Genomic DNA, 26,180 nt, shown 5'->3' on the forward strand with positions numbered 1-26,180 from the left:
GTCTCACCTCAACGAACGGTTGTTTGTGTGGTGTCGAGCTGTTCCGTCCCGGACACCGGGACGTCCGGGCTGAACGGGCTGAACCGGCGGCTGCGGAACCGCCAGCCCTGCGTGGTGCGGGCGAAGTCGTCCTCGTAGCGGCCGACAGCCAGGACGCGCAGCCCCTCCGGTGTGATCCGGAGTGCGGCCACATAGGCGGTACCGGCGGCGCCCTCGGCGGTCCGCCGGAGCAGGATGTTGGTGACCAGGTGGCGTATGCCGGGGGAGTGGTGGGCGGCGGAACGCACCATGTCCGCCAGGGCCACGGTTCCCCGCACCGGCCGTGCGCCCTCCCGTAGGAACGCGCCGTCGGCGGTGAACAGCCCGGCCAGTTGGTCCGGGCGCGCCTCGTCGTAGGCATACGAATAGCGTGCGTACAACTCGGTGATCTCGTGGCGCGCCATGTCGTCGAGAGGGGGCGCGGATCCGGTCACAGCGTGCTCCTTTCCGTTGTGCGGATGGCCCCGGCGGAGCGCAGGGCCGCACGGCCCCGCAGGAACGCGCGGGGACTGTTGGCGGCGAACACGCCGGCCAGACGGCCGCGGCTCTTGTAGTGCACGACGACGGCGTCGCCGCCCCGGCCGTCCCCGACGACCGTGATCTCCACGTCCGCGCCGATGTGTCCGGCGAACTGCAGACGAAGACTCCCCTGGTCGGACCAGAAGAACCCGTCGTCCTCGGCGGCCTCCACGCCACCGCCGACGTCGCCGAGGACGACTGCCTCGGCGACGCGCGCCGCGCTGTCGGCCGCCGCCGTCCAGTGCCCCAGGAGTCGGCACCCGGCGTCGTCGTGGAGGCACATCACGTCCCCGGTGCCGAAGACGTCACGCGTTCCGGTACGTCCGGTGCGGTCGCAGACGAGTCCGTGGTGCACCTCAAGTCCGGCCGCGGACAGCCACTCGGTGTCGCGTACCACCCCGACCCCGACGACCACGACGTCGGCGACGACCTCCGATCCGTCGTCGAGCCGCAGCACCTGGGCGCCTGCCGTCTCGTACGCGCCCGTGACCGTGACGCCGGTACGGAAAGTCATGCCCCGGGCCAGGTGCCAGTCGCACACCCACCGTGCAGCCGTGGCACCGACGACACCGGCCAGCGGCAGCGCGGCCACCTCCAGCACGGTCACGGAACCGCCCAGTGAGAGCGCCGCGCACGCCACTTCCAGCCCGATGAAGCCGCCTCCTACCACCGTCACCCGACGCCCCGGCCCCAGCGCCGCGCCGAGCCGCCGGGCGTCCGCCGCGGTGCGCAGATAGTGCACCGCGGTAGAAGCGGGGAGCACCGGCAGTTCCCGGGGGCGTGCGCCCGTCGCCACCACGAGCCGGCCGTATCCCGTCTCGGTCCCGTCGGCGAAGCCCAGCGTGCGGGATCGCGGATCGAGGGCGGTGGCGTGTGCTCCGAGGACCAGCTCGATGCGCTGGTCGACGTAGTCCCCGGGCGCCTGGAAGCGGATCGCCTCGTCACCCCGGCTGCCGGTCAGGAAGCCCTTGGACAGCGGCGGACGGTCGTACGGAGGTTCCGTCTCCTCGGAGTAGAGGCGGATGCGGCCGGTGTGCCCGAGATCGCGCAGGGTCTGGGCGGTGCGCACCCCCGCGAGCCCGGCTCCGACGATGATGATGTCGTCATGCCCGGCGCTCATGCCGGTGTCCCGACGGGAGCCAGACCGAGCTCGGCGGTCGCCCGCTCGGCGAGCCGGAACTTCTGCACGCGTCCGGTCACGGTGACCGGGACGTCGGACGCCTGTGTGAACAGGACGACGGCGGGCACCTTGAACTTGGCGAGCCGCTCGGCGCAGTACGCGACGAGTTCCTCGGGGGAGGGCCAACCGGACTCCTCCGCCACGATCCACGCGCACCCGGCCTCGCCCATCCGTTCGTGCGGGATGCCGACGACATACGCGGCCCGCACCCCCGGATGCTCCTCCAGCACCGCCTCGACCTCGCCGGGGACGACGAGTTCGCCTCCGCACCGATAGGTGTCCTTGCGCCGTCCGGTCAGGGTCAGGTACCCGTGCTCGTCGAAGCGGCCCAGGTCCCCCGTGCGCAGCCAGCCGTCGGCGTCGAACGCCGCCGCGGTCTCGTCCGGCTTGTCGTAGTAGCCGGAGGTCACCGCCGGTCCCCTGACGAGCAGCTCGCCGACCTCGCCGGCCGGCACCTCGGTGCCGGTCGCCGGGTCCACGGCCCGGTAGACGGCGAGCAGGCCGCCCAGCCCGGGATCGCCCGCCACTCCCGCCGGCTTCGGGCAGCCGTTCGTCGAGACGAGCCGCTCGATCGGGTCACCGGGGCGTGTGCAGAGCGTGGACGCGGTGGTCTCCGTCTGCCCGTACGCGGTGAACAGTTCCTCGACGCCCAGCACTTCGAGCATCTCGCTCCATATCCCGGGGGCATGCGCGGCGCCGGAGGAGAACATCGTGGTGAGCGACGACAGGTCGTGCTGCCCGGCCCTGGCGGTGGCGAGTACCACGCTGGTCATCGCCGGTACGCAGATGAGCTCGTCGATGTGGTGGCGGCCGATGTCGTGCAGCATCCGGTCTGCGTCGAACACCGGTTGGGGGCAGATCGCACCGCCCACGAACAGCACGGGAACCATTGCCTCGACGTAGCCGAAGACGTGGTAGATCGGCAGCGCGAAGAGGATCCGTCTGCCGTCCTGGAAGGCGCGGGTGTAGGCACTGGCATAGGCGGTGCGCAGCACGGCGTCGTGCTGGAGCAGTGCGCCCTTGGCCACACCCGTGGTGCCGGACGTGTAGAGCAGGTCGGACGGGGCGAAGGGGTCGGCCGCCGCCGTGCGTTCGAACACCTCCTCGTCGCTGACGGACTGTCCCAGCCCGACGAGTTCCTCCAGTGTCCGTCCCCGGGACGGCGGTCCCCCGGTCCCCCTGACGAAGACGTGCCGGAGGCACGGCAGTTCGGTGCCTCCCGCGTGCCGTTCCCAGTCCGGCGCGATCCGGTCCAGTGCGTCGAGATAGTCGATGCCCCGGAAGGCGTCCATGGTGATCAGTACGACGGTGTCGGACTGGTTCAGTACATAGCGCAGTTCCTCGTGCCGCAGCAGGAAGTTGACCGACACGGAAACCGCGCCGATCCTGGCGACGGCGTACTTGAGCGCCACCGCCTCGGGGAAGTTGGCCATGTCGACGGCGACGTGGTCGCCCGCCCTCACCCCCAGCGCGAGCAGTCCGGCGGCCAGGCGTAGGGTCCACTCGCGCACCTCAGCGTAGCTGTGGCTCCGGTCGTCGGCGAGGAGCAGTGGGCGATCGCCGAACTCCTCTGTTGCGGCGTCGAGTTGCTGGGCCGTGGTGCGCGGGATCCAGCGCGGGTGCCGTGCCTCCAGGGCGGCACGCCGATCGTGCGGCGGGGAGATGGTGGTCATCGAGGTGGTGCCGTCCCTTCCATCGCCGTTGACGGGGGCAGGTCGTCGATCTCTTCGCGGGTGAGCCCGGCTTCGGTGAGGACCTCCTCGGTGTGCGCGCCGAGTGCGGGCGGGTGCTTCATCGCGCAGTCGGCGTCGCTGTCGATGGGCAGCCGGATCTGTCGCAGTCCGGGTACTGTCCCCGGGTCCGCGGTGCGCAGAAGGCCCCGTTCCGCGGTCAGGGGGTGCGCCAGCGCCTCGGCCAGTGTGTGGACCGGACCGACCGGAACCCCGGCTTTCGCGATGCGGTCGAGCCAGTGGCGGGAAGGTGCCTGGCACAGTCGGTCCTCGATCAGCGCGGCCAGTTCCATGCGGGCGGTGACTCGGTCGGCGACGCGGCGGAAGCGCGGATCCTCGCTCAGCCGAGGCAGGTCCAGGGCGTCGCAGAGCCGGCGGAACAGACGGTCGGTAGCGGCGGCGATCATGATGGTCCCGTCCTGGGTGCGGAACGCCTCGTACGGCGCCGTGCTGGGCCCGCCGGAGCCGAGACGCGGCGGGAACGCTCCGGTTCCCAGATAGCCCGTGATCTGGTGACAGAGCAGGAAGAAGCCGCTGTCGACGAGGCTGGCCGTCACCCGCTCGGCGCCGGAACGTTCCTGACGCCGTGCGAGAGCGGCCATGATCGCGGTCGTCGCCCACAGGCCGGTCGAGATGTCCACGGCCGAGGGCGCGGTCCGGGCCGGTGGGCCGTCCGGGTCGCCGGTCATTTCCATGATGCCGGTGAACGCCTGGATCAGGGCGTCGTACCCCGGCAGACCGCGGCCGAGCGGTCCCTCGCCGAACGCGCTGACCGAGCAGTACACGACCCGGGGAGCGACGCGGGCGAGGTCGTCGAAGCCGAGGCCCAGCCGTTCCGCCACCCCGGGCCGGAAGGACTCGACGACGACGTCGGCACCCCGCGCGATCCGCAGGACGGCGTCCCGCCCGGACGGGGTCCGGGCGTCGACGGCCACACTTCGCTTGTTGCGGTTGAGCGTGAGGAACACGGCGCTCTCCGCACCCCAGCGCGGCGACAGCCGGCGAGTCGCCTCACCGGTTCCGGGCGGTTCGATCTTGACCACGTCCGCACCGAGGTCACCGAGGACCATGCAGGCCAGCGGGCCGGCGATGTTCTCGCTCAGGTCCACCACGCGCAGGCCGGGGTAGGTCCTTCCCAGGCTCACGACACCACTCCACTGCTCACCGGGCGCCTCCCGTGTCTTGTCCTCGGGCTGAACCCGACAGCCCCCAAAACAAACACTTGTTAGTATTAGCAGTGCCTACTAACGTGGTCAACGCCTTGTGCGAACACGGGGCGGCAGTACCGACCATCGGACGGCGAAGGGGCTGGGATGGACTTCCGGTTCACCGACGAACAGCAGCTGTGGCGGGACACGCTCGACGCGTTCATGGAGCGTGAGGTGGGACGCGACTACACGCGCAAGCACGACGAGTCGCGCGAGTTCCCGGAGGAGGCCTACCGGAAGATCGCCGACCACGGCTGGCTCGGACTGCTGATCCCCGAGGAACACGGAGGCCTGGCCGCCGACCCGGTGATGTACGCGATCTTCTGCGAGGCGATGGCCAGGTTCAGTCTCGACTTCGCCGCCGCCGTCATGACGTCGATGTTCACGGCGACCAACATCGCCCACCACGGCACGGACGAGCAGCGCGAGCGCCACCTCCCCGGATTCCTGCGCGGCGACGTCAAGTTCAGCGTGTCCATCACGGAACCCGGTGCCGGATCCGATGCCGCCGGCCTGCAGACCAAGGCGGTGGCCGACGGCGACCACTTCGTGCTCAACGGCAACAAGGTGTTCTGCTCGGGCGCGCATCTGCCCGGCACGGTGATCACCGTACTGGCCCGGACCAGCCCCGACCGGCACAAGGGGCTGAGCCTGATCCTGGTGCCCAACACGGAGCCCGGGGTGGACATCCGGAAGCTCAACACGATCGTCCGCAGAAGCCTCGGCACCACGGAGATCTTCCTCACCGACGTGCGTGTACCGAAGGAGAACCTCATCGGTGAGATCGGCGGTGGCTGGGCCTACATCGGCGAACACCTGGAGTACGAGCGGCTGGGTCTGGCCGCGAGCTACGTCGGCAACGCCCGCACGGCCCTGGACGACACCGTCTCCTACACCAAGGGGCGGACCCAGTTCGGCCGGCCGCTCTCGTCCTTCCAGGTGCTCAAGCACCGCATGGCGCAGGACGAGTGCGAGATCCGGGCCGCCCGGCTGCTGGTCTACGACGCCGCCACGAGGATGGCGCGCGGCGAACGGGCGCTCAAAGAGGTCTCCATGGCCAAGGTGTTCGCCTCGGAGGTGGCGTTCCGTACCGCGTTCAACGGGATGCAGGCCCTCGGCGGCTACGCGCAGCTCCCGGAGTACGACATGGAGCGCTACTTCCGTGAGGCCAAGCACGCGATGGTCGGCGGCGGCACCAGTGAGATCCAGCGGAGCATCATCGCCAAGGAGATGGGGCTGTGACCCCACAGCACGGCGTCGGCGCGGCGGGCTCCGGGGGCCGCCGCGCCACCTCGGTGGCCGACAGGGTGCGGACGGTCGACCACATCGGCATCGCCGTGCCTTCCGTCGCCGACGCCGCGGAGCTCTTCGCCGACGTGCTGGGCGGCCGCTTTCTCTCCGGCGGGGACAACGACGCGACCGGCATCCGGTTGCTGCACCTGGCGCTCGGCCGGTTCAAGATCGAGCTTCTGCAGCCGCTGCGGGACGACTCGATCGTCTCGCCGTTCCTTGCCGGCCAGGGTCCGGGATTCCATCATTTGACCCTGTTCGTGGACGACCTGCCCAGGACGGTCGACGCGCTGGAGGCGAACGGATACGTGCCGACCGGCACCAACACCGCCTCACCCCGGTGGAGCGAGACGTTCCTGCCGCCTCGGTCGACCTTCGGGGCCCTGTTGCAGTTCACGTCGACCACCGCCCGGTGGGACGTCCCGGCCCTCGACTACGGGTTGCGGGACGTCCTGGCGGGCCGGGTCGTGTGGCGCGACCACATAGCCTGCCTGCGGTCGGCGGACTGACTGAAGACGTAGGGGCCCAGGGCCCAGGGCCTTCGCGGGGAAACCCGTTCAGGAGTTCCCGGCTCGGGAATCTCAGGTTCAGGAGTTGCGGGCGAAGGCGATGGCCTCGGCAGGACAGTCGTAGGCGGCCCGGCGCAGCGCCCCCGCTTCGTCCTCTCCCACCAGATCGCGCTTCAGTGCGACGAGCCCGTCCTCACCGACATCGAACGCGGCGGCAAAGGCGATGGCGCAGTTGCCGTAGCCCTGGCACCTCTCGCGGTCCACCTTGATCGTGATCATGCCGGCTCCTCTTCGCCGATCCGCTCGGCCACCTCGCGATGGAAAGCGGTCAGCCTGCTCTCGGCCGTGTTCAGCATGCTGTGGCGGAAACCCAGGGACCCGGCCACGGTGGCGATGTTGTTGATCACCTCGGAGTCCTCGCCCAGCACATCGAGGAACTGCCGCCAGTCCCGCTCGTTGTGCCGCTGCCACTCCTCCTCGGTCCTGCCCGCAGGCGGCGGTCCCACGACCTCGTAGGCACACAGCAGCGTCTCGTCCACCGAGACCGGCCACGCGCTCCACATCTGCAGGTGCGTCGGGAAACAGCTGAAGATGGTGTTCGGGAAGACCAGGTAGTGGCAGAGGTGGGACTCGCGGTGGTCGGCCGAGGGCGCGGCCCGCTGCGTGAAGCCCCGGATCGGCAGGGTCATCCAGGAGTGCGGCGAAGCCAACCGGATCACGGCATCCCGCCACATCACCATCCCGGCCAGTGTGTCCCGGTGGGTGAACGGTACGTGCCAGGTCTCGTTGAACGCGTCCATGACGATCTTCCAGTTCACCTTCAGGCGCACCGACGTACGGAACCGGGTGCTGAAGCCCTCCAGGCCGTAGCCGGCGAGCTGCCTGCCGATCTCGCCGAGGTAGTCCTCCAGCGGCGGCGCCGCACCGGACAGCGTCAGCCAGATCCAGCCGCCCCATTCCCGTACGCGCACAGCGGGGGAGCGCAGGCCGCGCAGGGCGTCCTCGTCGAAGCTCTCGCGCAGGGGAACGCTGCTGACGGCGCCTTCCAGGTCGTACACGAACCCGTGCCACGGGCAGGTGAACCTGGCGCGGCCGCAGTGGCCCGATCCGTCGACCAGGCGGGCGCCCCGGTGCTGGCAGACGTTGTGCCATGCGGCGACCGAACCGTCGTCCAACCGGGTGATCACTACTGACTGGCCGAGCTGGTCCCAGGTGAGGAAGTCCCGTGCCGTCGGCAGGTCCGACGAGGGATGCACCGGGAACCACGATCGGTGGAAGATCGCCTCGATCTCGGCGCGGTAGCGGTCCGGGTCACGGTAGACGGACACGTCCAGTCGGCTCGGCGGCAGTGGATACTGCCGCTCCGCCGCCGTGAGGCCGGTCTTCTGCGGCGTCTGCGTCACTGGTCTCCATACCCTCCGTCGTGGGGTGGTCCGACAGTCTTCTGCACTCCTTACAAACAAACACTCGTTTGTACGCTAGCTGCGTACTCCAATGCCTGTCAACGCTGCATGATCACTGCGGGGCGGTGCCCGACGTGACGGACAGGCGCTCCCGCAGCCGCCGTTTGAGGACCTTTCCGTAGGCGTTGCGGGGCAACTCGTCCATCCACACGACACGTTTGGGCACGCGGTAGCCTGCGAGTGCGCTCCGGCATCCCCGCAGGATCTCCTCGTCCGGGGGCGGTGGACCGTCGGGCACGAGAACGGCGGTCACCGCTTCGCCCCAGATCCGGTGGGGCAGCCCGATCACCGCCGCGTCCCGCACCCCGGGCAGGCCGAGCAGCACCTGCTCCACCTCGCGTGCGTACACGTTCGATCCGCCGGTCACGATCATGTCCTTCTTGCGGTCGACGAGGAACAGATAGCCGTCCTCGTCGAGACGGCCGACGTCCCCGGTGCGCAGCCAGCCGTCCGTGAGCGCCTCCGCCGTCTCCTGCGGGCGGTTCCAGTAACCCGCCATTGTCTGGGGCGCCTTGGCGAGGATTTCCCCCGGCTGTCCGCACGGGACGGGCACGCCGGCCGCATCCACCACCGCCAGTCCCACCTCGGGCAGTACGCGCCCCGCGGAGCGCGCCAGGTGCGCGCGTGGGCCGCGCGCGGCACGGACGTGGTCCTCCTGGTCGAGAACGGTGAAGAACATCGGCGACTCCATCTGTGCGAAGGACTGCACGAGGCGGCCGTCGAAGACCTCGGTGGCCTCGCGCAGGGTCGCCGGCTCGATCGGCGATCCGGCGTAGTAGATACGCCGAAGGGTTGCCGGGGCGACATAGCCGGGGGGCAGCGCATCCAACAGCATCCTGATCATGGACGGGACCATGAACATGCCGGTCACACCCCGGCTCGTGAGCAGGCTCGCGGTGCGAGCGGCGTCGTAGGAGCGGGCGAGCAGATTGTGCCCTCCCTTCATGAGGGTGGGCGGCAGCAGGAATCCGGCGCCATGTGTGAGCGGTGCGACATGCAGCGTCACCTCGTCGGTGCCGAAGCCCAGTACACGGATCGCGGTGTCGGCCACGCTGCGCCAGGAGTCGTGGGTGAGCATGACGGCCTTGGGCAGGCCGGTGGTCCCGGACGTGTACATCAGGCTCGCCACGTCGTCGCCGTTCCGGGGGACGGGCCGGTCGAGTGGTGTCCCGGCGGACCGTGCCGCCACCAGGGAGCCGGGCCCGGTGCCGTCGGCGCGCACGACCCGCAGATCCGGGAGCCGCCCGAGCTCAGGGAAACGTTCGAGGAACGCCCCCTCGGTCACCAGGATCCTGCTTCCCGAGTCGGACAGCATGTGCAGATAGTCGTCGCGCAGCAGCCGCACGTTCAGCGGAACCACGACCGAGCCGCAGGCCATGGCGCCGAGCCAGGTCGCGACGTACTCGATGGAGTTGGGCAGCAGCACGGCCACCCGGTCGCCCGGTTCGACACCGAGACCGCGCAGCGCCCCCGCCGTCGCGGCCGTGCGGCGGCGCATGCCGTCGTAGCTGAGGGCGCCGTCGGCGCGGTCCAGTTCCGTCACGCACATCCGGTCGGGATGGCTGTCGGCGGCGGCCCAGAGGACATCGGCCGTCGTGGACGCGGCACCCGTGTATGACTCACTCATCCGTGTCGCCCTCCTGCGCCATCGGCAAAACAAACAGTCGTTTGTATAGTCTCCCTTGCTGGAGCATCGTGCACGCACAAACGCTCGTTTGCTTTGATTCGTGGAGGTGCACATGATCGGTGACACCGTCGTGATGGACGCGGTGGTCCACCCGTACAACCTTTCCGCGGCGAACCGGAACCCGGATGCGGGGGAGCAGTTGGAGGCCGTCTACGCCGCACATCTCCTGGCCACGGGGGAGAAACACGTCGACTACCGGCTCGACCGGGAGGAGTTCTTTTCCGACTTCCCCTTCGAGGCGATCGCGAGCTCGCTCTTCGTCGAGAGCCCGGTGGATCTGGCGGTCATCCATGCACTGCCCAACCTCGGTTTCGCCCGCGACTACGTCACCGACCCGCGCCGCGCGGCCGCGTTCCGGTCGCGAAACCCGGACCGGTTCCTCCTCTACGCCACGGTCGACACGCCGGTCACCGACGCGGCCATCGGGCAACTCGAGTGGCAGGTGAGGGAGTTCGGGGTGGACGGCCTGAAGCTGTACCCCGCGTTCTTCTACGACGGCAAGGGCGACGGATGGCGGCTCGACGATCCCGACTTCGCCACACCGCTGCTGGAGGCGGCCAGCGATCTCGGCATCCGGAACGTGGCGGTGCACAAGGCCCTCTGGCTGCCGCCGGCCCCACGCGGAGCCTTCGCCGTCGACGACCTGGACCGTCCGCTGGAGCGCTTCCCCGAGCTGAACTTCCACATCGTGCACGCGGGCGCGGCCTTCCTCGAACCGACCGCCGCCCTGCTCGCCCGGCATCGCAACCTGTACGCGACGCTGGAGTCGGTCTTCGCCTACATCGTGGTCCGCCCGCACGTGTTCGCCAAGGTGCTCGGCACGCTGCTGCGGGCCTGCGGGGCCGACCGGCTCATGTACGGCAGCGGAACGAACCTCAGCCATCCCGCTCCGCTGCTGGCGGCGTTCGCGACGTACGAGTTCCCCGCCGACATCCTGGACCAGTACGGCTTCCCCCAGATCACCGCGCAGGACAGACGCCGGATCCTGGGGGAGAACGCGCTGCGTGTGCACGGACTCGACGGCGCCACCGCTCTCGGACGCGTCGCCGACGACGAGTTCAGCCGTGCTCGCGCGCGTGGTGGGGTGAGGCCCTGGTCGGAGATCCGCGCCGGCCGCGCGACGTCCGGGAGCGTGTGAGCATGGACGGTCGACGGACGCCCGTACGCATGGTCGAAGCGATCCGTGAAGAGCTGCGGAAGGTGCCGGAGCCGTGCGGGCTGCTGATGCGCACCCCGATGGACATCTGCCGGATGGGCCTGGTCGAGGACGTCCGCTACGAGGCGGGCCGGGCTCGGATCACCCTGGTCCTCACCGACATGTCATGCGTCCACTTCGGTGGCATGCGTCGCTACATCACGGACGTGCTGCTCGAACTCCCCGAGGTCGAGGCCGTCGACGTGGTCCTCTCACGGACGGCTCTCTGGACTCCGGACCGCATGGCGCAGCGCCATTGACAGCTTCCGAGGCTCAATCCTAGCTTACAAACAACCGTTTGTTCGCCAGAGCCGCCGAGGCGTGCTCACCACCGATCTCACTGGAGGTTCCCGCGTGGAGACCGATCGGTTCGGACGGGACATCGAGACGGACTTCGACATCGACGACCCCGCCTTCAACGAGCACTTCTACGACGTACTGGACACGATGGTGGCAAGGTGCCCCGTCGCCCACAGCAAGGTCGGTAAGGGATACTCGCTGCTCAACCGTTACGAGGACGTCCGCCGAGCCGGACAGGACTGGCGGACCTTCAGCAGTGCCAAGGGTTTCCAGCCCAACCGCCCGGAGGGCATGCCCTATCTCTATCCCGAGGAGTCCGACCCTCCGCGTCACACCGATTGGCGCCGCGCGCTCAATCCGTTCTTCGCCCCGAACGCCGTCAAGGAGTTCGAAGGGCAGATCCGGGCCGACGCCAACGACCTCATCGACGCCTTCGCCGACCGCGGCACCTGCGAGTTCATCCACGATTTCGCCGCGCAACTCCCGGGCCGAGCGTTCTTCAAGAACCTCATCGGCGTGCCCGTGGACGACCTCGCCATGCTGGTGGAGGCGATGGACGCCGGCACCTATGGTCCCGTCGAGGAGCGGGCGGCGTCCTTCGGGCGGGCCATCGACTACCTCGGTGACTTTCTGGCCAGGCGGCGGGACGAACCGCCGCGCGGTGATCTCGTCGACCTGATCGCCGGGGGCGTCGAGCACGACGGTGAACCCTGCTCCTGGGAGGAGCGGGTCAGCGTCATCACCGACCTGACCTTCGGCGGCATCGCGACCACGACCTTCGTCATGGCGGGCGCGCTGCTGCATCTGGCGACCCATCCGAAGGACCGCGAGACCCTGGTCCGCGAGCCGAGCCGCATCCCGAACGCGGTCGAGGAGTTCGTCCGCTACTACCCGCCGGTGGTCGCCCTCGGACGGACGGTGACCAAGGACGTCGAGATCGCCGGGCACCGGTTCGAGGAAGGGGACTTCGTCCTGCTGAACTACGCGGCGGCCTCCCGTGATCCCGATGCCCTCGACCGGCCCGCCGAGCTGGACATCAACCGCGAGAGCATTCTGCACACGGCCTTCGGCGTGGGCCCGCACCGATGCATCGGCTCGAACCTGGCCCGGCTCGAACTCCGGGTCGTGCTGGAGGAGTTCCTCCGCCGGATCCCCGACTTCGCCCTCAAGGAGGACACCACGCCGGAGTACGAGACCGGAGTGCTGCGCACGATGACATCGCTGCACCTGGTGTTCCCCGGCGGACGGACGGAAGGCGACGCCCGATGAAATACACCGTCGACGGTTCCCTGTGCACGGGACACGGCCGTTGCTACACCGTGGCGCCGACCGTCTATGCCCCGGACGACGAGGGGTACAACCTGCGCCGCGGTGACAGCGTCGAGGTGTCGCCCGGCCAGGACGGAGATGCCAGGCGCGGTGCGCGAGTCTGTCCCGAGCGCGCCATCGAACTGGCCGAGTGACGTCAGAACCGGCCGAGTGACGTCCGCGGGACGCAGAGCGGCGGCCGCGTGCACACGCAGGATGCCGCTCTGCGTCCGGGGCTGGGAAGCGGGCTCTACTGCGCGGTCCAGCCCCCGTCCACGGTGAACACCTGCCCTGTGACGAAGTCGCTGCCGGGTCCGAGCAGGTAGACGATCATGTTCCCGATGTCCTCGGGCTCGCCGATGCGGCCCGCCGGTGTCGCCGCCTTGACCGCGGTCATCAGCTCAGGAGTGACATCGCCGTGCATCGGAGTGCGGATGACGCCCGGGGCGACCACGTTCACCTGGACGCTCTCGGCCGCGTACGACACGGCGACCTGGCGTGACATCGCGATCACACCGCCCTTCGCGGCCGAATAGGCCAGCACGTCGGGCATGCCGATGAGGCCTGCCGTGGACGCCACGTTCACGACCTTGCCGGCACCGGCATCGAGAAAGTGACGGATGACCGCCCTCATACCGAGCCACGGCCCCTTGAGGTCCACCGCGATGAGACGGTCCCATCCTTCCTCGGTCTGACTGAGCAGGGTGTCCGTGTTGGAGACGATGCCGGCGATGTTGGCCAGTCCGTCGAGCCGCCCGCGTGCGGACAGGACGTTGCCCACGGCGCTCTCCCACGCTCCGGCGTCGGTGATGTCGAGGTTCAGTGCTTCCGCCTCGCCGCCGGACTCGCCGATGGCGGCCACGGTCTCGTCCTGCCCCTTGATGTCGGCGGCGAAGACGAACGCCCCTCCGGCGGACGCGAGCAGTGCCGTTGCGCGCCCGATTCCGGAGCCGGCCCCGGTGATGAGAACCGTCCGTCCGTCAAGGAGACCTGTCTGTTGTGCGCTCGCAGTCACGACCTGCTCCCTCTGCTAGGCCAAACCTGTCACGGCGGTGAGCGGAACCTGCCGGTCGCGGTCGGTTCCCCGCCACGTGCGCACGCTAGAACAAACAGTTGTTTGCTGCAAGCTGGCGTGTGTCGTGCGAGCTTATTGACGTCTCTGACGGGCGAGGTTACCTTCCGAACAATCACTTGTTTGTTATTCCGCATGCACATCGATCGAGTGGAAGGGAGAACCGCGTGGCCACCTCTGAAGTTGGCACACCCCCCGCAGGAGGGGTTCCGGGTGTTTCCGACCCGGCCAGGACCGAGCGTCAGCACATGAACCGCACCGCACAACTCCTGATCGCGTGGTGCGGGCCGGCCATGGTGATCCTGTTCGTGATCGGAAGCGTCTGGCTGGCCCGGTACTTCCCGCCGGCGATTCACCCGAGTGACTCCGCCGAGCAGGTCGCGCGCTACTACCAGGACCACTCCACCGCCATCCGTTGGGGGCTCGTCTTCTCCACCGTGGCGTATGCGCTCATGGGCGTCTGGGGGGTCTGTGTGGCCGTTCAGACCAGGCGCAAGGAAGGCGTCTTCCCGGTTCTGACGTACGTCCAGCTCACCTGCATGGCGGCGGGTACGGCACAGATCGTCGTGAACTGCGGCCTGTGGGCGACGGCTGCCTTCCGCGCCGGCGAGGTGTCGCCCGAGATCACGCAGGCGTTCAACGACGCGGCGTACATCATCCTGCTCGGCACATGGCCGCCGTTCACCATCTGGGCCATCGCCGTCGGTCTCAACGTCCTCCTGGACAAGTCCGGTCACCCCGTGTTCCCGCGCTGGACGGGCTACTTCAGCATCTGGGCAGGGGTTGGCTTCATCCCCGGTGGTACCGTCTGGTTCTTCAAGAGCGGCCCCTTCGGCTGGACGGGCGTGGTGTGCCTCTGGGTGCCGTTCGTCGTCTTCGGTGCCTGGGTGCTCTACTTCAGCTACCTGGCGATGCGGAACGTACGGTCGGGCTTCGTCCACGAACAGCAACTCGCCGCCGGCTCATGACAGATGACGTACGACGGTCCGCGGACCTCTTCGTGGACCCGTTCTCCGCATTACCCCGGGAGGCGCCCGTCGAGCGCCCCCCGGGGCGCTTCAAGGTGCCCGGTGAGGCGGGCATCTGGGTCTTCATCTTCGGAGACCTGCTCCTCTTCTCCCTGTTCTTCGGTGTGCTGGTACACGAGCGATCCCGAGATCCGGAGCTCTACGAACTGGGCAGGAGCGGTCTGAACCTGTCGTTCGGAGCGATGAACACCCTCCTGCTGCTGACGGGTTCGCTGTTCGTCGTGCGCGGACTCGAAGCGCTGCGCCGGGGGGATTCGAAGCGCGGTGCACGGATGATTCTGGCGACCATGGCGTGCGGCCTGTGCTTCGTCATCGACAAGTGCGTTGAGTACGCGACCGAGGTGGGTGCCGGGCATACGCCGTCCTCCAACTCGTTCTACATGTACTACTTCGTCTTCACCGGAATCCATCTGCTGCATCTGCTTCTCGGAATGGCCGCACTGGCGATCATGTACCGGCTGGCCCGCGCACCGCGTACCACTGCTGGGAACCTGCGCCTTCTGGAGGCTGGAGCCTGCTACTGGCATCTGGTCGACGTGCTGTGGATCGTTCTCTTCGCTCTTCTGTACCTCATGAGGTGATCACTTGCCGACACTCGCCGAGCAGCCCGTCCGCACAGCACCCACCGGCCTCGTCTGGGCAGTCCTGGTGACGGCAACCGCCATCTCCTGGTACTTGGGGGACGGCCACGGAGCCAGGAACGCCGCCACCGTACTGGTTCTGGTCGTGGCGTTCGGAAAGGTGTACCTGGTCGGCCGTTACTTCATGGAACTACGGGAAGCGCCGCGCGCACTGCTTCTGCTGTTCACCGGCTGGACCGTAGCGGTGTGTGCCGTACTTGTGGGCATGTACCTCACATCCGAGACGTGAGGAGCACGTTCAAGCCCCGCCCGGCTCGCCGCCGCGCGGGGTCTCGATTCGCCGTTATGTGGCAGGTCGGCGATCAGCCCGGGTAGGGCTCCCCGCTCCCCCCGGTGCGATGAGCCACACGGCCAGCAGTGAGTACCCGGCTGTTCGGGCCTCATGTCGTACCCACTCGGCCACCAGCACTCTCGTGCAGGAGACGGTCGCCGGAATGCCCAGCCCCCATTCCGGCACCGGCCATGACGACGAAGCCCGGCCAGTCCACCGCAGGCGCGGCGGTCACCAGCAGGACACCGCAGGCTGCGCAGGCCGTGCCTGCGGCCGCGTCGCCCGGTTCTTCCTTATGTGGAGCTGCTGACTAGGCTTCTGTCGCCTGGCATGTACTCACTCGTCAGTGATGCGTTCGTCCCCCCTCCTTGATTCCTCTGCTGCAGGCGGATGTCTGGGACCACGAAGCGGTGGCTGGGGCAGCGCGGGCGCGGAGGGCCCTCACCCCTGATCTTGGACACTCGAGATAGTGGATCTTGAGGATCTGAGAGATGGACGTGTCGTGGTCATGAAGCACTACTCCGCCGAGTTCAAGGCGGATGCGGTCGCGTTGTACGAGTCGCGGCCGGAAGCGACGATCAAGCAGGTCGCCACTGACCTGGGGGTCAACGCGGAGACGCTGCGGAACTGGGTCCGGGCGGCCGGCTCCAGCCGCCCGCGGGGCCGCCGTTCGGCCGCCCCGTCTTCAGCCTCGGTGGTGCCCTCGGCTCTGGAAGCCGAGGTCGCTGCCCTGCGGCGGGAGAACGCCGAGCTGAAGAAGGAACGCGAGATCCTGCGCAAGGCGGCCCGCTATTTCGCGGCGGAGACGGGCTGGTGAACCGCTGCCAGTTCGTTGAGGACCACCAGCGCCGATACGGCGTGAAGCGGTTGTGCCGTGTCCTGGGCCTGGCCCGGTCGACCTTCTACTACTGGCGCCGGACGGCGTCGCTGCGGGCGGCCCGGCAAGCGGCCGACGCAAGGCTCGCCGCCCGGATACGCACTGTCCACCGAGCCTCGGACGGCACCTACGGTGTCCCGAGGATCACCGCCGAACTCCGCGACGGAGGTGAGGTGGTGAACCACAAACGCGTCGCCCGGGTCATGAACGCCATCGGGCTGGCCGGGCTCCGTCTGCGCCGCCGGCACCGCACCACCATCCCCGACCTCACGTCCACGAAGGTTCCCGACCTGATCAGCCGCGACTTCACGGCCACCGAGGTCAACACCAAGTACGTCGGCGACATCACCTATCTGCCGCTGAGCGGCGGAACGTTCCGCTACCTGGCGACCGTGATCGACCTCGCCTCGCGGCGCCTGGCGGGGCGGGCGATCGCCGACCACATGCGGGCCGGCCTCGTCATCGACGCCCTGCATGCGGCCGAGCGGACCCGCGGCAGTCTCGTCGGCGCCATTTTCCACAGCGATCACGGGGCCCAGTACTGCAGCCGGGCCTTCGCCGACGCCTGCCGCGAGGCGGGCGTCACCCAGTCCATGAGCGCTGTCGGCTCCAGCGCGGACAACGCACTCGCCGAGTCGTTCAACGCCACCTGCAAACGGGAGACCCTCCAAGGCCGCCGGGCCTGGGACACCGAGCGTGAGGCCCACCTGGACCTCTTCCGCTGGCTGCACCGCTACAACACCGTCCGACGCCACTCTCGCCTCGGACATTGCAGCCCGATCGCCTACGAGCAAGCACTCCGAACAACATCAACTACCCTGGCCGAAGCCGCATAACCCGTGTTCAGGATCAGGGGTGAAGGCCCGACCAGTTGCTGGGGGAAGCCTTGGTCGGTTCAACACGGTTGCACGTCAGCTCCCACCTGTGTCCTGGGAAGCGACCGGACGCAGAAGGAGCGCAAAGGAGCACAGTGGAAGGTGGGGGGTGAACCGTCGTCCGCTGCGCCATGCGCAGGCAGGAAGGAGCCGCGACGATGACTACCCAGCACAGCACGGTCAGCGAGGTGATGACGCGCGATGTCGTCACCGTCCGCCCGGACACCCCGTTCAAGGATATCACCTCGGTCCTGTCCAGCCACGGCATCAGCGCCGTGCCCGTGGCCGACGCGCATGGTGCGCCGATGGGGCTCGTGTCCGAAGCCGACTTGCTCCGTAAGCAGGCCGAACAGCCCGCCGGTGGGCAGGCGGCTCCGCCCGGATGGCCCCGCGAGAAGGCCAAGGCACGCGCGGAGAACGCCGCCGGGCTGATGACCACCCCCGTCGTCACCGCTCACGCCGACTGGACGGTCGCGCAGGCGGCCCGCGAGATGGACCGCCACCGGGTCAAGCGGCTGCTGGTCGTGGACGAGGCCGACCACATCACCGGCATCGTCAGCCGCTCGGACCTGCTCCACGTCTACCTGCGCCCCGACGAGGAGATCCGCGAGGAGATACGTGCCGACGTGCTGAAAGGGATGTTGCGGCTGGGTGGAGACGAAGTACAGGTCCAGGTCCACGACGGTGTCGTCACGCTGCGCGGCGAGGTCGAGAACCACAGCACCGCCCAGATCGCCGAACGGCTCGCCAGGGGAGTGGAGGGCGTGGTCACGATCAGGCCGCTGATCGACTACGCCATCGACGACAGGGCCGCAGAGGACCAACGACAGCCGGGCATCGAGGCCACCGATCCGCGACGCCGTTCCGTGTAGACCCCGTTCCATGTAGGGGGTCCTACGTGCGATCCCCGCAGGGGACCGGGCGTGCGCGCAGGCGTCCGGCCCACGTCGTCGAGTGGTCGCGCCCGGCGCCGGCGCTGTCGTTGTCGCTGTCGTTTCACGGCCGTGTCGGCGGGTACTCGAATCGCCCTCCAGCGCCGGAAGGGCAGGCGAGATCCATGGCAACTCCTGGCATGCGGGTGGTGGTTGTCGGGGCCACCGGAAATGTCGGCACCAGCGTTGTCCAGACGCTGGGCGTGGATCAGCGGATCGACTCGATCCTGGGGCTGGCCCGCCGCCTTCCGCAGTGGTCACCGGCGAAGACCGAGTGGGCGAGTGTCGACATCGCAGACGACAGCACCGACCTGGCCGGTCACTTCGCCGGCGCCGCCGCCGTCGTCCATCTGGCGTGGCTGTTCCAGCCCACGCACCACCCGACGACGACCTGGCGCACGAACGTGCAGGGCAGCTCCCGGGTCTTCGACGCCGCGGCTGCAGCGGGTGTCCCCGCGCTGATCCACGCGTCCTTCGTCGGGGCCTACTCACCCGGGCCCAAGGACCGGGCCGTGGACGAATCGTGGCCCACCGACGGCTGGCCGGATGCGACGCTCTGCCGGGAGAAGGCCTACGTCGAGCGCGTCCTGGACGCCTTCGAACCCCAGCACCCCGAGATCCGGGTGGTGCGGATGCGGCCCGGCTTCATGGTCAAGCGGGAAGCCGCATGCGAGCAGCACCGTTTGTTCCGCGGCCCGCTGGTGCCCAAGCGCCTCACCCGTCCGGAGCGCATGCCTGCGATCCCGGCCATCCCCGGCATGCGGTACCAGGTTCTGCACACCGACGACGCGGCCGAGGCCTTCCGGGAGGCCACCGTGCGCACGGTGCGCGGAGCGTTCAACCTGGCTGCTGAACCCGTGGTGGACGCGGCCATGCTGGCCGAGATGTTCGGTGCCCGGACCTTCCCGATGCCGGGCTGGCCCGTCCGGGCAGCGGTTTCCGCCGCCTGGCGGACGCGTCTGCTGCGTACGCCCCCGTCCCTTTTCGACGCCGTCCTGCACTTCCCGATCATGGACACGTCGAGGGCGCAGCGGGAACTGGAGTGGACGCCCCGGTACACCGTCCAGGAGGCGATGCAGGAGTGGCTGTCCGGTCTCCGCGAAGACGCGGGCATGCCCACCCCACCCCTGGCCTCTCCCGCAGGGCGCGCCGGTGAGGCCAGGACGGAGGCCGGCGCTCGATCATGAAGCTGCCCCGGCTGACGGGCAGCGGTGGGTCGGTGGCCAGGGCGTGGGCGGCGCGCCGTCGCTCCGGGCATCGCACGGAAAGCAGCGGACATGACCGAAGCCGTCCATCAGCCCGAGGATCTCCTGCGAGCCGTTCGAGCGGTCGGCGTCAGCGACGAGCGCTTGCTCCAGGCCGTACGAGCGACGCCCCGAGCGGCATTCGTCCCCGCCGGCCATGAAGCGCACGCCTACCAGGACGTGCCCATTCCGATCGGGCACGCGCAGGTGACCACGCAGCCCTCGCTCTCAGCCACGATGATCGAGGGGCTTGACCTGAGCGGGGACGAGCACGTCCTTGAGATCGGTACCGGCCTCGGCTTCCAGACCGCGCTGCTCGCCCGGTTGGCCGCCGATGTCGTGACCATCGAGATGTGGCCGGAAATCGCCCGGCAGGCAGGGCGCAACCTTGCCCGGCAGGGCATCCGGAACGTCGAGTTGCGCATCGGGGACGGCAGCGGCGGCGTGCCGGACCGTGCTCCGTACGACGCCGTCATCGTGTCCGCCGCGTTCCCGGAGGTTCCCGCGCCGCTGGCCGGGCAACTGCGACGCGGCGGCCGTCTCGTACAGCCCATCGGGCCGGGCGGCCGGGAAAAGGTCGTGTCCTTCCTGCGCACCGCGACGGGGCTGGAGCGCGCGCGGGTACTCACGCCCGCGCGTTTCGTTCGCCTGCATGGACAGTACGGCTTCCCTGAGGCCTGAGGCCTGAGGCCTCAGGAAACGGGCCCTGAGCCGTGAGGAGCGGTCATTGGTCCGCGACGCGTGCCAGGGCGAGCGTGATGTTGTCGGGTCCGCCGGCCGCGATGGCGGCCTTCCACAGTTCGAAGGCGGCCCGGCCGTCGTCGTACTCCCGCAGCAGTTCGTCGATGACGTCGTTCGGCAGCGGGTCGGTCAGGCCGTCGGTGCAGATCAGGTATCGGTCGCCGGGAGCCAGGGGAGCGGCCGTCACATGCGGGGTGACAGCGCGGTACTTCGAGGTGCCGCCGAGGCACTGGGTCACGATGGAGGTGGTGCGCTGACCTGGTTCGAGCGGAGGGTTGTCGTCCACGCTGACCTGGAGCAGGCCGTCCCGGGGTGCGGCGAAGACCCGGCTGTCGCCCACGTTGAACGCCAGCAGCGACTCGGGCAGTATGACGGCGCCCGCGACGGTCGTGCCCATGGTGGCCAGCCCGTCGACGTCGCCGTCGTCGGCGGCCGCGTAGACCTCGCGGTTGCAGGCGTGCAGTGCTTCGCGGACGTCCTCCTCATTGGTCAGGACAGGCCCGGTCGACGCGAGCCGGCGGACGACCAGGGCACTGGCCACCTCGCCGCCGGGCTGACCGCCGAGCCCGTCGGCCACGGCGACGACGAGCGGCGTACCGAGGGGGAACACCAGCGTCTGCGGGTTCTCGGTCGCGGTGGCGCACAGGGTCCACGGCCCGACGACGAGGCTGTCCTCGTTCCGGTCGCGGATCAGTCCAGGATGGCTGAGCGCACTCACAGCGACGTACGTCATCGGGCGCCACCGCCTTCCCTACCGGGTCGATGGGTCGATGGGTCGATGGGTCGACGAGTCGATGGGTGGATGGGTCGATCGTGTGACTCGTGGCTGCCCGCGATGCTCAACAAGACCATTCTCAAGCGGCCACCCTCGGCAGTGCATCTTGGCCGCAGTGAGCGAGGAAGTGAGGAGGCGGGGCCTCAGCCGGCCAGGCGTTCCACCAGCAGGAAACCGCCGATGACGATCATCATGGCACCGGAGGCGCGGGTGACCGCCCTGGCCGCCGAGGGCCGGGTCTTCAGTACGGTGCGGGCGAGCATGCCGACGGCGAGGTAGACGAGGGCGCAGGCCGTCATGTGGAGCGTGCCGAGCAGCAGGGTCTGCGCGGCCGTGGGCCAGCCCGCCGAGGGGTCGATGAACTGCGGGAACAGTGAGAAGTACAGCAGCAGCGCCTTGGGGTTCAGGCCACTGATCCCGGCTCCTTTGAGCATGATCTGCCCCGGTGCGGAAGCCATGGGCTCCGCTGATTCGCCCGGGACCGCCGGCCGCGACAGCACGTGCAGCCCGAGCCACATCAGGTAGGCGGCCCCGGCAACGGTCAGCAAAGTGAGCAGGGTCGTCGAACTCGCCACGATCACCACCAGGCCGGCCACGGCGAGCAGCGTGTAGCCCGCGTATCCGGCTATCAGCCCGACGACCGCCGGGACGACCGACCGCTCCCGCAGCCCCGCCGAGATCGCGTAGGCCCAGTCGGCGCCCGGCGTGAACACCAACAGGAGATCCACTGCCAGGAAGGCCGCCACCGTCGTCGTGTCCATGGATCGTTCCCTCTCACGTTCCCTGCTCCGAGAGGGAAGACTAGGCAGGATCAGCCCAAAAGTGTTTCTGTCTTTTCTTCGCCGTGCCGCCTTGTGGGGGAGAATCTTTCCCATGGATGCCATCGACCGGAAGATTCTTACCGAGCTGCAGCTGGACGGCCGCCTGACGGTCACCGAGCTCGCCGGCCGGGTGCAACTGAGCGTCTCGCCCTGCCATCGACGCCTGCGCGACCTCGAACGGGACGGGGCGATCCGTGGCTACCGCGCCGTCGTCGACCCCGCAGCTGTCGGCCTCCATTTCGAAGCCCTGGTCTTCGCCACCCTGCGCTGGGAGGACCGCGCCACCGTCGCCGCGTTCGAGGAGTCCGTGGCCGCCGTCCCGCACGTCATCCAGGCCCAGCGACTGTTCGGCGACCCCGACTACCTCCTGCGTGTCGCCACCACCGACCTGGCCGCCTACCAGCAGCTGTACGACCAGCAACTGGCCACCCTGCCGGGCGTTCAGCGACTGACCTCCACCCTCGTCATGAAGCACGTCGTCGACGACCGTCCCCTGCCCGAGTAGCGACTGCGCGTCTCGGGGTGGCTCAATCTGCCGTCCGCCGCTCCGCCTGCCGTCTTTCGCCTCCTCCTTCCCTTCTATTACTCGATAACGGATATGCGGCAGTTACGTCATAATTGAGCACGTCAGCCACGTCTCCTTGACGGGGTGAGGCGCATGGTCAAGGCACGGCCCCATGTCGATGAGCGGTTGTCGACGGGCGGCGACATGGAGGTGCCCGCCCCCTGAGACCAGGGCCGCACAGGGCGGCCGACGAACCCAAGACCGAACCCAAGACCGAACCCACGAGCGGCGGACGGAGGAAACCGCAGGGAAGACAACCCACTCACCCACGTGCGGCCATCCAATGACGCCACCAGCGGAAACGGGGTCCGAGATGCACGGACCCGACGACGGGTACGAACGCTACGACGGGTACCGGGAACACGACGAGGCGACCCGGGCCTTCGCCCAGGGCGGGTCGTCCGGGGCAGTGCTGGCCGGAACGGACTGGGCCCAGACCGCTCTCGGACCCACACGGACGTGGCCGCACCGGCTCGTGGAGACCCTTCGTGTCGTACTGACCTCCGAGCAGCCGATGGCACTGTTCTGGGGACCCCGGTACGTCCTGCTCTACAACGACGGCTACGCCGGGATCATCGGCTCCAAACACCCGAAGGCACTCGGGGCACCGGCCGGGCAGCTGTTCCCCGAGAACTGGGACGACTACACCGGCCCCATGTTCCATTCCGTCGTCGACCGGCAGCGGGCCATGGTCGTCCGCGACCGGTCGTTCTGTCTCATCCGCCGCGGTTTCCTGGAGCAGACCTACTTCGACATCTCCTTCCAGCCTGTGTTCCTGGACGACGGCTCCGTCGGCGGGGTGCTGTGCTCCGTGTCGGAGACCACCGGTCGGGTGCTCAGCGAGCGGCGGCTGCGGTTGCTGGCCGAGGTCGGGGTGCACACCGGCGACCTGTCCGGTCCGGCGGAGGTCGTGCGCGAGATCGCCGAGGTGCTGGCCGCTCACCCCGACGACCTGCCGTTCGCGTACCTCTACCTGCCCTCCGAGAAGGACGAACCCGCTCTCGCCGCGTCCACCTGCAGCCCCCCGCCCGCCGGGGCCGTACTGCCGGCGGACGTCACCGCGGAACTCGCCCGGGGCGTAGCGGTCGTCGTGCCGGCCGAGCCGTTCCTGTGCGGGCCGGCCCCGGCCCGTGACACCGGCCCCGGCACGCCCTCCGACGTGGTACCCACCGAGGCGCTCGCCCTCCCGCTGAACAACGCGGGCCGGCTGAACGGCGTGCTCGTCGCCGGGATCAACCCCCTGCTCCCGCTGGCCGGCGGCTACCGCGACTTCCTCGACATCCTCGGGCGGACCGTCACCGCCGCGCTGGCGGCCACACTCGCGCACGAGGAGCAGCGCCAACGCGCCGAGGCCCTGATGGAGCTGGACCAGGTCAAGACCGCGTTCTTCTCAAGCGTCAGCCATGAACTACGCACACCGCTCACCCTCTTCCTCGGCCCCGTCCAGGACACACTGGCGCAGGAGGACCGGCCGGAGACGCGCAGACGTCTGGAGATGGCCGAACGCAACGCACTGCGGCTGCTGAAGCTGGTCAACACGCTGCTCGATGTCACGCGCGCCGAGGCCGGGGCCCTGGAGGGCGACTTCGAACCGGTCGACCTGTCGGCCGTCACCGCCGAGATGGCCGGCATGTTCCGTTCTGTTTTCGAGGCCGCGGGCCTGGGGCTGGACGTCGACTGCCCGCCACTGCCACAACCGGTCCACGTGGACCGGGAGATGTACGAGAAGATCATCTTCAACCTGCTCAGCAACGCGCTGAAATTCACCCCGTCCGGCGGAGTCCGCGTCGCCACGGCGGCCGCCGGAGACCGGGTACGGCTGACGGTGGCGGACACGGGCATCGGCGTCTCGGAGGAGGAACTGCCACGGCTCTTCGAGCGCTTCCACCAGGTGCACGGGACGCAGGCCCGCTCCCACGAGGGCAGCGGTATCGGCCTGGCACTCGTCAAGGATCTGGTGCAGCAGCACAGTGGCACCATCGGCGTCAACAGCCGCCCGGGCCAGGGCACCACGTTCACGGTGGAGATTCCCTTCGGCACAGCGCACCTGCCCCGGCCGTCGGCGGCGGACCGGGCCCGCACGGGAGCGGCGCCCGGACCCTCCCGGCAGGCCACCGCCTATGTGCAGGAGGCGTACGGCTGGGCCACCGACGGAGGACCGTCGCCGCGCACCGAACAGGAGCCGGGCACCGGCGCGCCCACCGGACGGGAGCCCCGCCCCCGGCTGCTCATCGCGGACGACAACCGCGACATGCGGGACTACCTGTACGACCTCCTGCACACCGAGTACGACGTCCGGCTCGTGCCCGACGGCCGGGCGGCCCTGGCGGCCGTGGCCGAGAGCGCGTACGACCTCGTGCTGACCGACGCGATGATGCCCGGCATGGACGGCTTCGAACTGGTTCGCGCGCTGCGGGGCGGCCCCCACACCTCCCACCTGCCGATCGTGATGCTCACCGCCCGGGCCGGCGAGGAGGCCGTCGTCCAGGGCATCGAGGCGGGCGCAGACGACTATCTGGCCAAACCGTTCTCGTCCCGCCAGCTGCTCGCCCGCGTACGGGCCAACCTGGAGCTGTCGCGGTTGCGGGACCGGATCCTGACCGACACCCGTGAGCACGCCACCGCGCTGGCCGCGCTCGCCGAGGCCGGGCTGCGGCTGTCGGCCAGCCTCGAACCCCGGCAGGTCCTGGAGACGGCCGGTGAACTGCTCGTTCCCCAGGTCGCCGACGAGGTGCGTATCGAGGCTCTGGGACCGGACGCCGACGGGTCGACGGACACCGTCGTGTACACCTCGTCGGCCACCGCCCCGGCTGACGACCGGCCTGCCGAGATGGTGGCCCGGATCATGCGTGGCGCCCGCGCACCGCAGGAGGCCGCGGATGGCCGGATCCTCGCCCTGCCGCTGACCTCACGCGGCCGGACGCTGGGCGCCCTGGCCGTGGTCCGGCGGCACCGCCCCTGCTCCGAGGACGAACGCACCTACCTGCACTCGGTGACCAGCCGGATCGCCGTCGCCTACGACAACGCCACGCGCTACCAGAACGAGCGCCGTCTCGCCGTCGCTCTGCAACGCGCCCTGCTGCCGCAGGCGTTGCCCGAGGTGCCCGGCGTGGCCACCGCCTCCTACTACCGGGCCAGCGCCCTCGGAGCCGAGGTGGGCGGCGACTGGTACGACGCCCTCCAACTGCCGGGCGGCGCGGTCGGGCTGGCCATCGGGGACGTCATGGGCCACGACGTCGACGCCGCCATCGTGATGGGCAGCCTGCGGTCGGCACTGCATACCTACGCGCTGGAGGGCGCCACCCCCAGCGAGGTGCTGGCCCGCCTCGACGCCCACTGCCGCGCCCTCGACAGCGACCGCTTCGCCACCTGCCTGTACGCCGTGTACGAGCCCGGTTCCCACCGACTGCGTTACGCGTCCGCCGGTCACCTGCCTCCGCTCCTCGTGGCCGGGGACCGCACCGGCTACCTGGACCTCGATCCGGGCATGCCGCTCGGCGTGGCCTGCGGCAACGCCACCGACCACGTGACCCGTCTCCTCCCCGGCACCGGTCTCCTGCTGTTCACGGACGGCCTGGTCGAACACCACACCACCGACCTCGACGACCGCCTGGACGCCCTGCGCCGTGTCTGCTGCGACCCGGCGCCCGCCCCGGTGTCCTCGCGCCCCGGACTCACCCCGGACGTGATCATCGGCCAGGCCCTCGGCCTGCTGGCCACCCCCGACCGGGTCGACGACGACACGGCTCTGCTGGCCGCGGTCCCGGCCCGTGACCCCGACCGATGAGCCCCCTCTGATGAGCCCCCCGATGTGTCCGATCACACGGCCCGCGTCGGCGTGGGTCAGGGCGTTACCGTACTGCCGTCGAAGGTCACGACGAGCCGGCCGTCCGAAGCGAAGGACACGCGC

25 protein-coding genes are annotated in these 26,180 nt (G+C 69.4%); 15 read left to right on the plus strand and 10 right to left on the minus strand.

The window, feature by feature from the left end; translation table 11 throughout:
* Positions 1-8: 8 nt before the first annotated feature.
* From FPZ41_RS02310 to FPZ41_RS02325, 4 genes are read right to left on the minus strand one after another with little or no spacing between them, the layout of a single operon-like run.
* Complete coding sequence (locus FPZ41_RS02310; RefSeq protein ID WP_152858462.1) at positions 9-473, minus strand: nuclear transport factor 2 family protein; 465 nt, start codon at positions 471-473, stop codon at positions 9-11.
* Positions 470-1,678, minus strand: coding sequence for an NAD(P)/FAD-dependent oxidoreductase (locus FPZ41_RS02315; protein WP_152858464.1), 1,209 nt, complete (start codon positions 1,676-1,678; stop codon positions 470-472). The genes FPZ41_RS02310 and FPZ41_RS02315 overlap by 4 nt, the downstream gene beginning before the upstream one ends.
* Entirely contained in the window at positions 1,675-3,411 is a 1,737-nt protein-coding gene (locus FPZ41_RS02320; protein ID WP_152858467.1) for a class I adenylate-forming enzyme family protein, read from the minus strand. The genes FPZ41_RS02315 and FPZ41_RS02320 overlap by 4 nt, the downstream gene beginning before the upstream one ends.
* Positions 3,408-4,613, minus strand: coding sequence for a CaiB/BaiF CoA transferase family protein (locus FPZ41_RS02325; protein WP_322619733.1), 1,206 nt, complete (start codon positions 4,611-4,613; stop codon positions 3,408-3,410). The genes FPZ41_RS02320 and FPZ41_RS02325 overlap by 4 nt, the downstream gene beginning before the upstream one ends.
* A gap of 168 nt (positions 4,614-4,781) precedes the next feature.
* On the opposite strand from FPZ41_RS02325, the gene FPZ41_RS02330 reads away from it, so the two are divergent.
* Both FPZ41_RS02330 and FPZ41_RS02335 read left to right on the plus strand, forming a co-directional pair.
* Positions 4,782-5,918 carry an acyl-CoA dehydrogenase family protein gene (locus FPZ41_RS02330; protein WP_152858473.1) on the plus strand — a complete coding sequence of 379 codons (1,137 nt, stop codon included), beginning with the start codon at positions 4,782-4,784 and terminating at the stop codon, positions 5,916-5,918.
* The gene (locus tag FPZ41_RS02335) at positions 5,915-6,475 is read left to right on the plus strand and encodes a VOC family protein (RefSeq protein ID WP_322619734.1); all 561 of its coding nucleotides are present in this window, start codon (positions 5,915-5,917) and stop codon (positions 6,473-6,475) included. The genes FPZ41_RS02330 and FPZ41_RS02335 overlap by 4 nt, the downstream gene beginning before the upstream one ends.
* 78 nt (positions 6,476-6,553) lie before the next feature.
* Here FPZ41_RS02335 and FPZ41_RS02340 read toward each other — a convergent pair whose 3' ends face one another.
* The 3 genes from FPZ41_RS02340 to FPZ41_RS02350 form a co-directional block, all read right to left on the minus strand.
* Positions 6,554-6,754, minus strand: coding sequence for a ferredoxin (locus FPZ41_RS02340; protein ID WP_152858476.1), 201 nt, complete (start codon positions 6,752-6,754; stop codon positions 6,554-6,556).
* Entirely contained in the window at positions 6,751-7,878 is a 1,128-nt protein-coding gene (locus tag FPZ41_RS02345) for an aromatic ring-hydroxylating oxygenase subunit alpha (RefSeq protein WP_322619735.1), read from the minus strand. The genes FPZ41_RS02340 and FPZ41_RS02345 overlap by 4 nt, the downstream gene beginning before the upstream one ends.
* A 112-nt stretch (positions 7,879-7,990) precedes the next feature.
* A complete protein-coding gene (locus tag FPZ41_RS02350) occupies positions 7,991-9,565 on the minus strand; it encodes a class I adenylate-forming enzyme family protein (RefSeq protein ID WP_194235960.1) in 1,575 nt (524 codons plus the stop codon).
* A gap of 112 nt (positions 9,566-9,677) precedes the next feature.
* Between FPZ41_RS02350 and FPZ41_RS02355 the strand changes: the two genes are divergently transcribed.
* The 4 genes from FPZ41_RS02355 (at position 9,678) to FPZ41_RS02370 (ending at position 12,583) form a co-directional block, all read left to right on the plus strand.
* Positions 9,678-10,763 carry an amidohydrolase family protein gene (locus FPZ41_RS02355; protein WP_152858484.1) on the plus strand — a complete coding sequence of 362 codons (1,086 nt, stop codon included), beginning with the start codon at positions 9,678-9,680 and terminating at the stop codon, positions 10,761-10,763.
* A 2-nt stretch (positions 10,764-10,765) separates the two neighbouring features.
* Positions 10,766-11,080 carry an iron-sulfur cluster assembly protein gene (locus tag FPZ41_RS02360; protein WP_152858487.1) on the plus strand — a complete coding sequence of 105 codons (315 nt, stop codon included), beginning with the start codon at positions 10,766-10,768 and terminating at the stop codon, positions 11,078-11,080.
* Between the two features lie 94 nt (positions 11,081-11,174).
* Positions 11,175-12,389, plus strand: coding sequence for a cytochrome P450 (locus tag FPZ41_RS49780; RefSeq protein WP_322619736.1), 1,215 nt, complete (start codon positions 11,175-11,177; stop codon positions 12,387-12,389).
* Positions 12,386-12,583: a ferredoxin gene (locus tag FPZ41_RS02370; protein ID WP_152858489.1), complete on the plus strand. Its 198-nt coding sequence runs from the start codon at positions 12,386-12,388 to the stop codon at positions 12,581-12,583. Before FPZ41_RS49780 ends, FPZ41_RS02370 begins: the two co-directional genes overlap by 4 nt.
* A gap of 95 nt (positions 12,584-12,678) precedes the next feature.
* Here the strand turns inward: FPZ41_RS02370 and FPZ41_RS02375 are convergent, their stop codons facing one another.
* Complete coding sequence (locus FPZ41_RS02375) at positions 12,679-13,443, minus strand: SDR family NAD(P)-dependent oxidoreductase (RefSeq protein ID WP_322619737.1); 765 nt, start codon at positions 13,441-13,443, stop codon at positions 12,679-12,681.
* 305 nt (positions 13,444-13,748) lie between these two features.
* Here FPZ41_RS02375 and FPZ41_RS02380 point away from each other — a divergent pair, with 305 nt between their 5' ends.
* The 7 genes from FPZ41_RS02380 (at position 13,749) to FPZ41_RS02410 (ending at position 20,049) form a co-directional block, all read left to right on the plus strand.
* Positions 13,749-14,468 carry a hypothetical protein gene (locus tag FPZ41_RS02380; RefSeq protein ID WP_152858492.1) on the plus strand — a complete coding sequence of 240 codons (720 nt, stop codon included), beginning with the start codon at positions 13,749-13,751 and terminating at the stop codon, positions 14,466-14,468.
* Positions 14,465-15,109, plus strand: a complete 645-nt coding sequence (locus FPZ41_RS02385) for a cytochrome c oxidase subunit 3 (RefSeq protein WP_152858495.1) — start codon at positions 14,465-14,467, stop codon at positions 15,107-15,109. The genes FPZ41_RS02380 and FPZ41_RS02385 overlap by 4 nt, the downstream gene beginning before the upstream one ends.
* A 4-nt stretch (positions 15,110-15,113) precedes the next feature.
* Positions 15,114-15,398 carry a cytochrome C oxidase subunit IV family protein gene (locus FPZ41_RS02390; protein ID WP_152858498.1) on the plus strand — a complete coding sequence of 95 codons (285 nt, stop codon included), beginning with the start codon at positions 15,114-15,116 and terminating at the stop codon, positions 15,396-15,398.
* A 544-nt stretch (positions 15,399-15,942) separates the two neighbouring features.
* A protein-coding gene (locus FPZ41_RS02395; protein WP_322619738.1) for an IS3 family transposase occupies positions 15,943-17,153 on the plus strand; the annotation gives its coding sequence in 2 pieces (ribosomal slippage) (positions 15,943-16,237 and positions 16,237-17,153; 1,212 coding nt in all).
* A 197-nt stretch (positions 17,154-17,350) separates the two neighbouring features.
* A complete protein-coding gene (locus FPZ41_RS02400; protein ID WP_152858503.1) occupies positions 17,351-18,064 on the plus strand; it encodes a CBS domain-containing protein in 714 nt (237 codons plus the stop codon).
* 185 nt (positions 18,065-18,249) lie between these two features.
* Entirely contained in the window at positions 18,250-19,311 is a 1,062-nt protein-coding gene (locus tag FPZ41_RS02405) for an NAD-dependent epimerase/dehydratase family protein (RefSeq protein ID WP_228022369.1), read from the plus strand.
* A gap of 90 nt (positions 19,312-19,401) precedes the next feature.
* Positions 19,402-20,049: a protein-L-isoaspartate(D-aspartate) O-methyltransferase gene (locus FPZ41_RS02410; protein ID WP_152858507.1), complete on the plus strand. Its 648-nt coding sequence runs from the start codon at positions 19,402-19,404 to the stop codon at positions 20,047-20,049.
* A 43-nt stretch (positions 20,050-20,092) separates the two neighbouring features.
* Here the strand turns inward: FPZ41_RS02410 and FPZ41_RS02415 are convergent, their stop codons facing one another.
* Positions 20,093-20,842, minus strand: a complete 750-nt coding sequence (locus FPZ41_RS02415; protein WP_152858510.1) for a PP2C family protein-serine/threonine phosphatase — start codon at positions 20,840-20,842, stop codon at positions 20,093-20,095.
* Positions 20,843-21,027: 185 nt separating this feature from the next.
* Positions 21,028-21,645 (minus strand): LysE family translocator, encoded by a 618-nt coding sequence (locus tag FPZ41_RS02420; RefSeq protein ID WP_152858513.1) that lies wholly within the window; start codon positions 21,643-21,645, stop codon positions 21,028-21,030.
* A 112-nt stretch (positions 21,646-21,757) separates the two neighbouring features.
* Here FPZ41_RS02420 and FPZ41_RS02425 point away from each other — a divergent pair, with 112 nt between their 5' ends.
* Entirely contained in the window at positions 21,758-22,210 is a 453-nt protein-coding gene (locus tag FPZ41_RS02425) for an Lrp/AsnC family transcriptional regulator (protein ID WP_152858515.1), read from the plus strand.
* Between the two features lie 373 nt (positions 22,211-22,583).
* Positions 22,584-26,057 (plus strand): SpoIIE family protein phosphatase, encoded by a 3,474-nt coding sequence (locus FPZ41_RS02430; protein ID WP_152858518.1) that lies wholly within the window; start codon positions 22,584-22,586, stop codon positions 26,055-26,057.
* Positions 26,058-26,180: the final 123 nt, after the last annotated feature.

The organism is Streptomyces acidicola, from assembly GCF_009377235.1.
Taxonomy (GTDB): Bacteria; Actinomycetota; Actinomycetes; order Streptomycetales; family Streptomycetaceae; genus Streptomyces; species Streptomyces acidicola.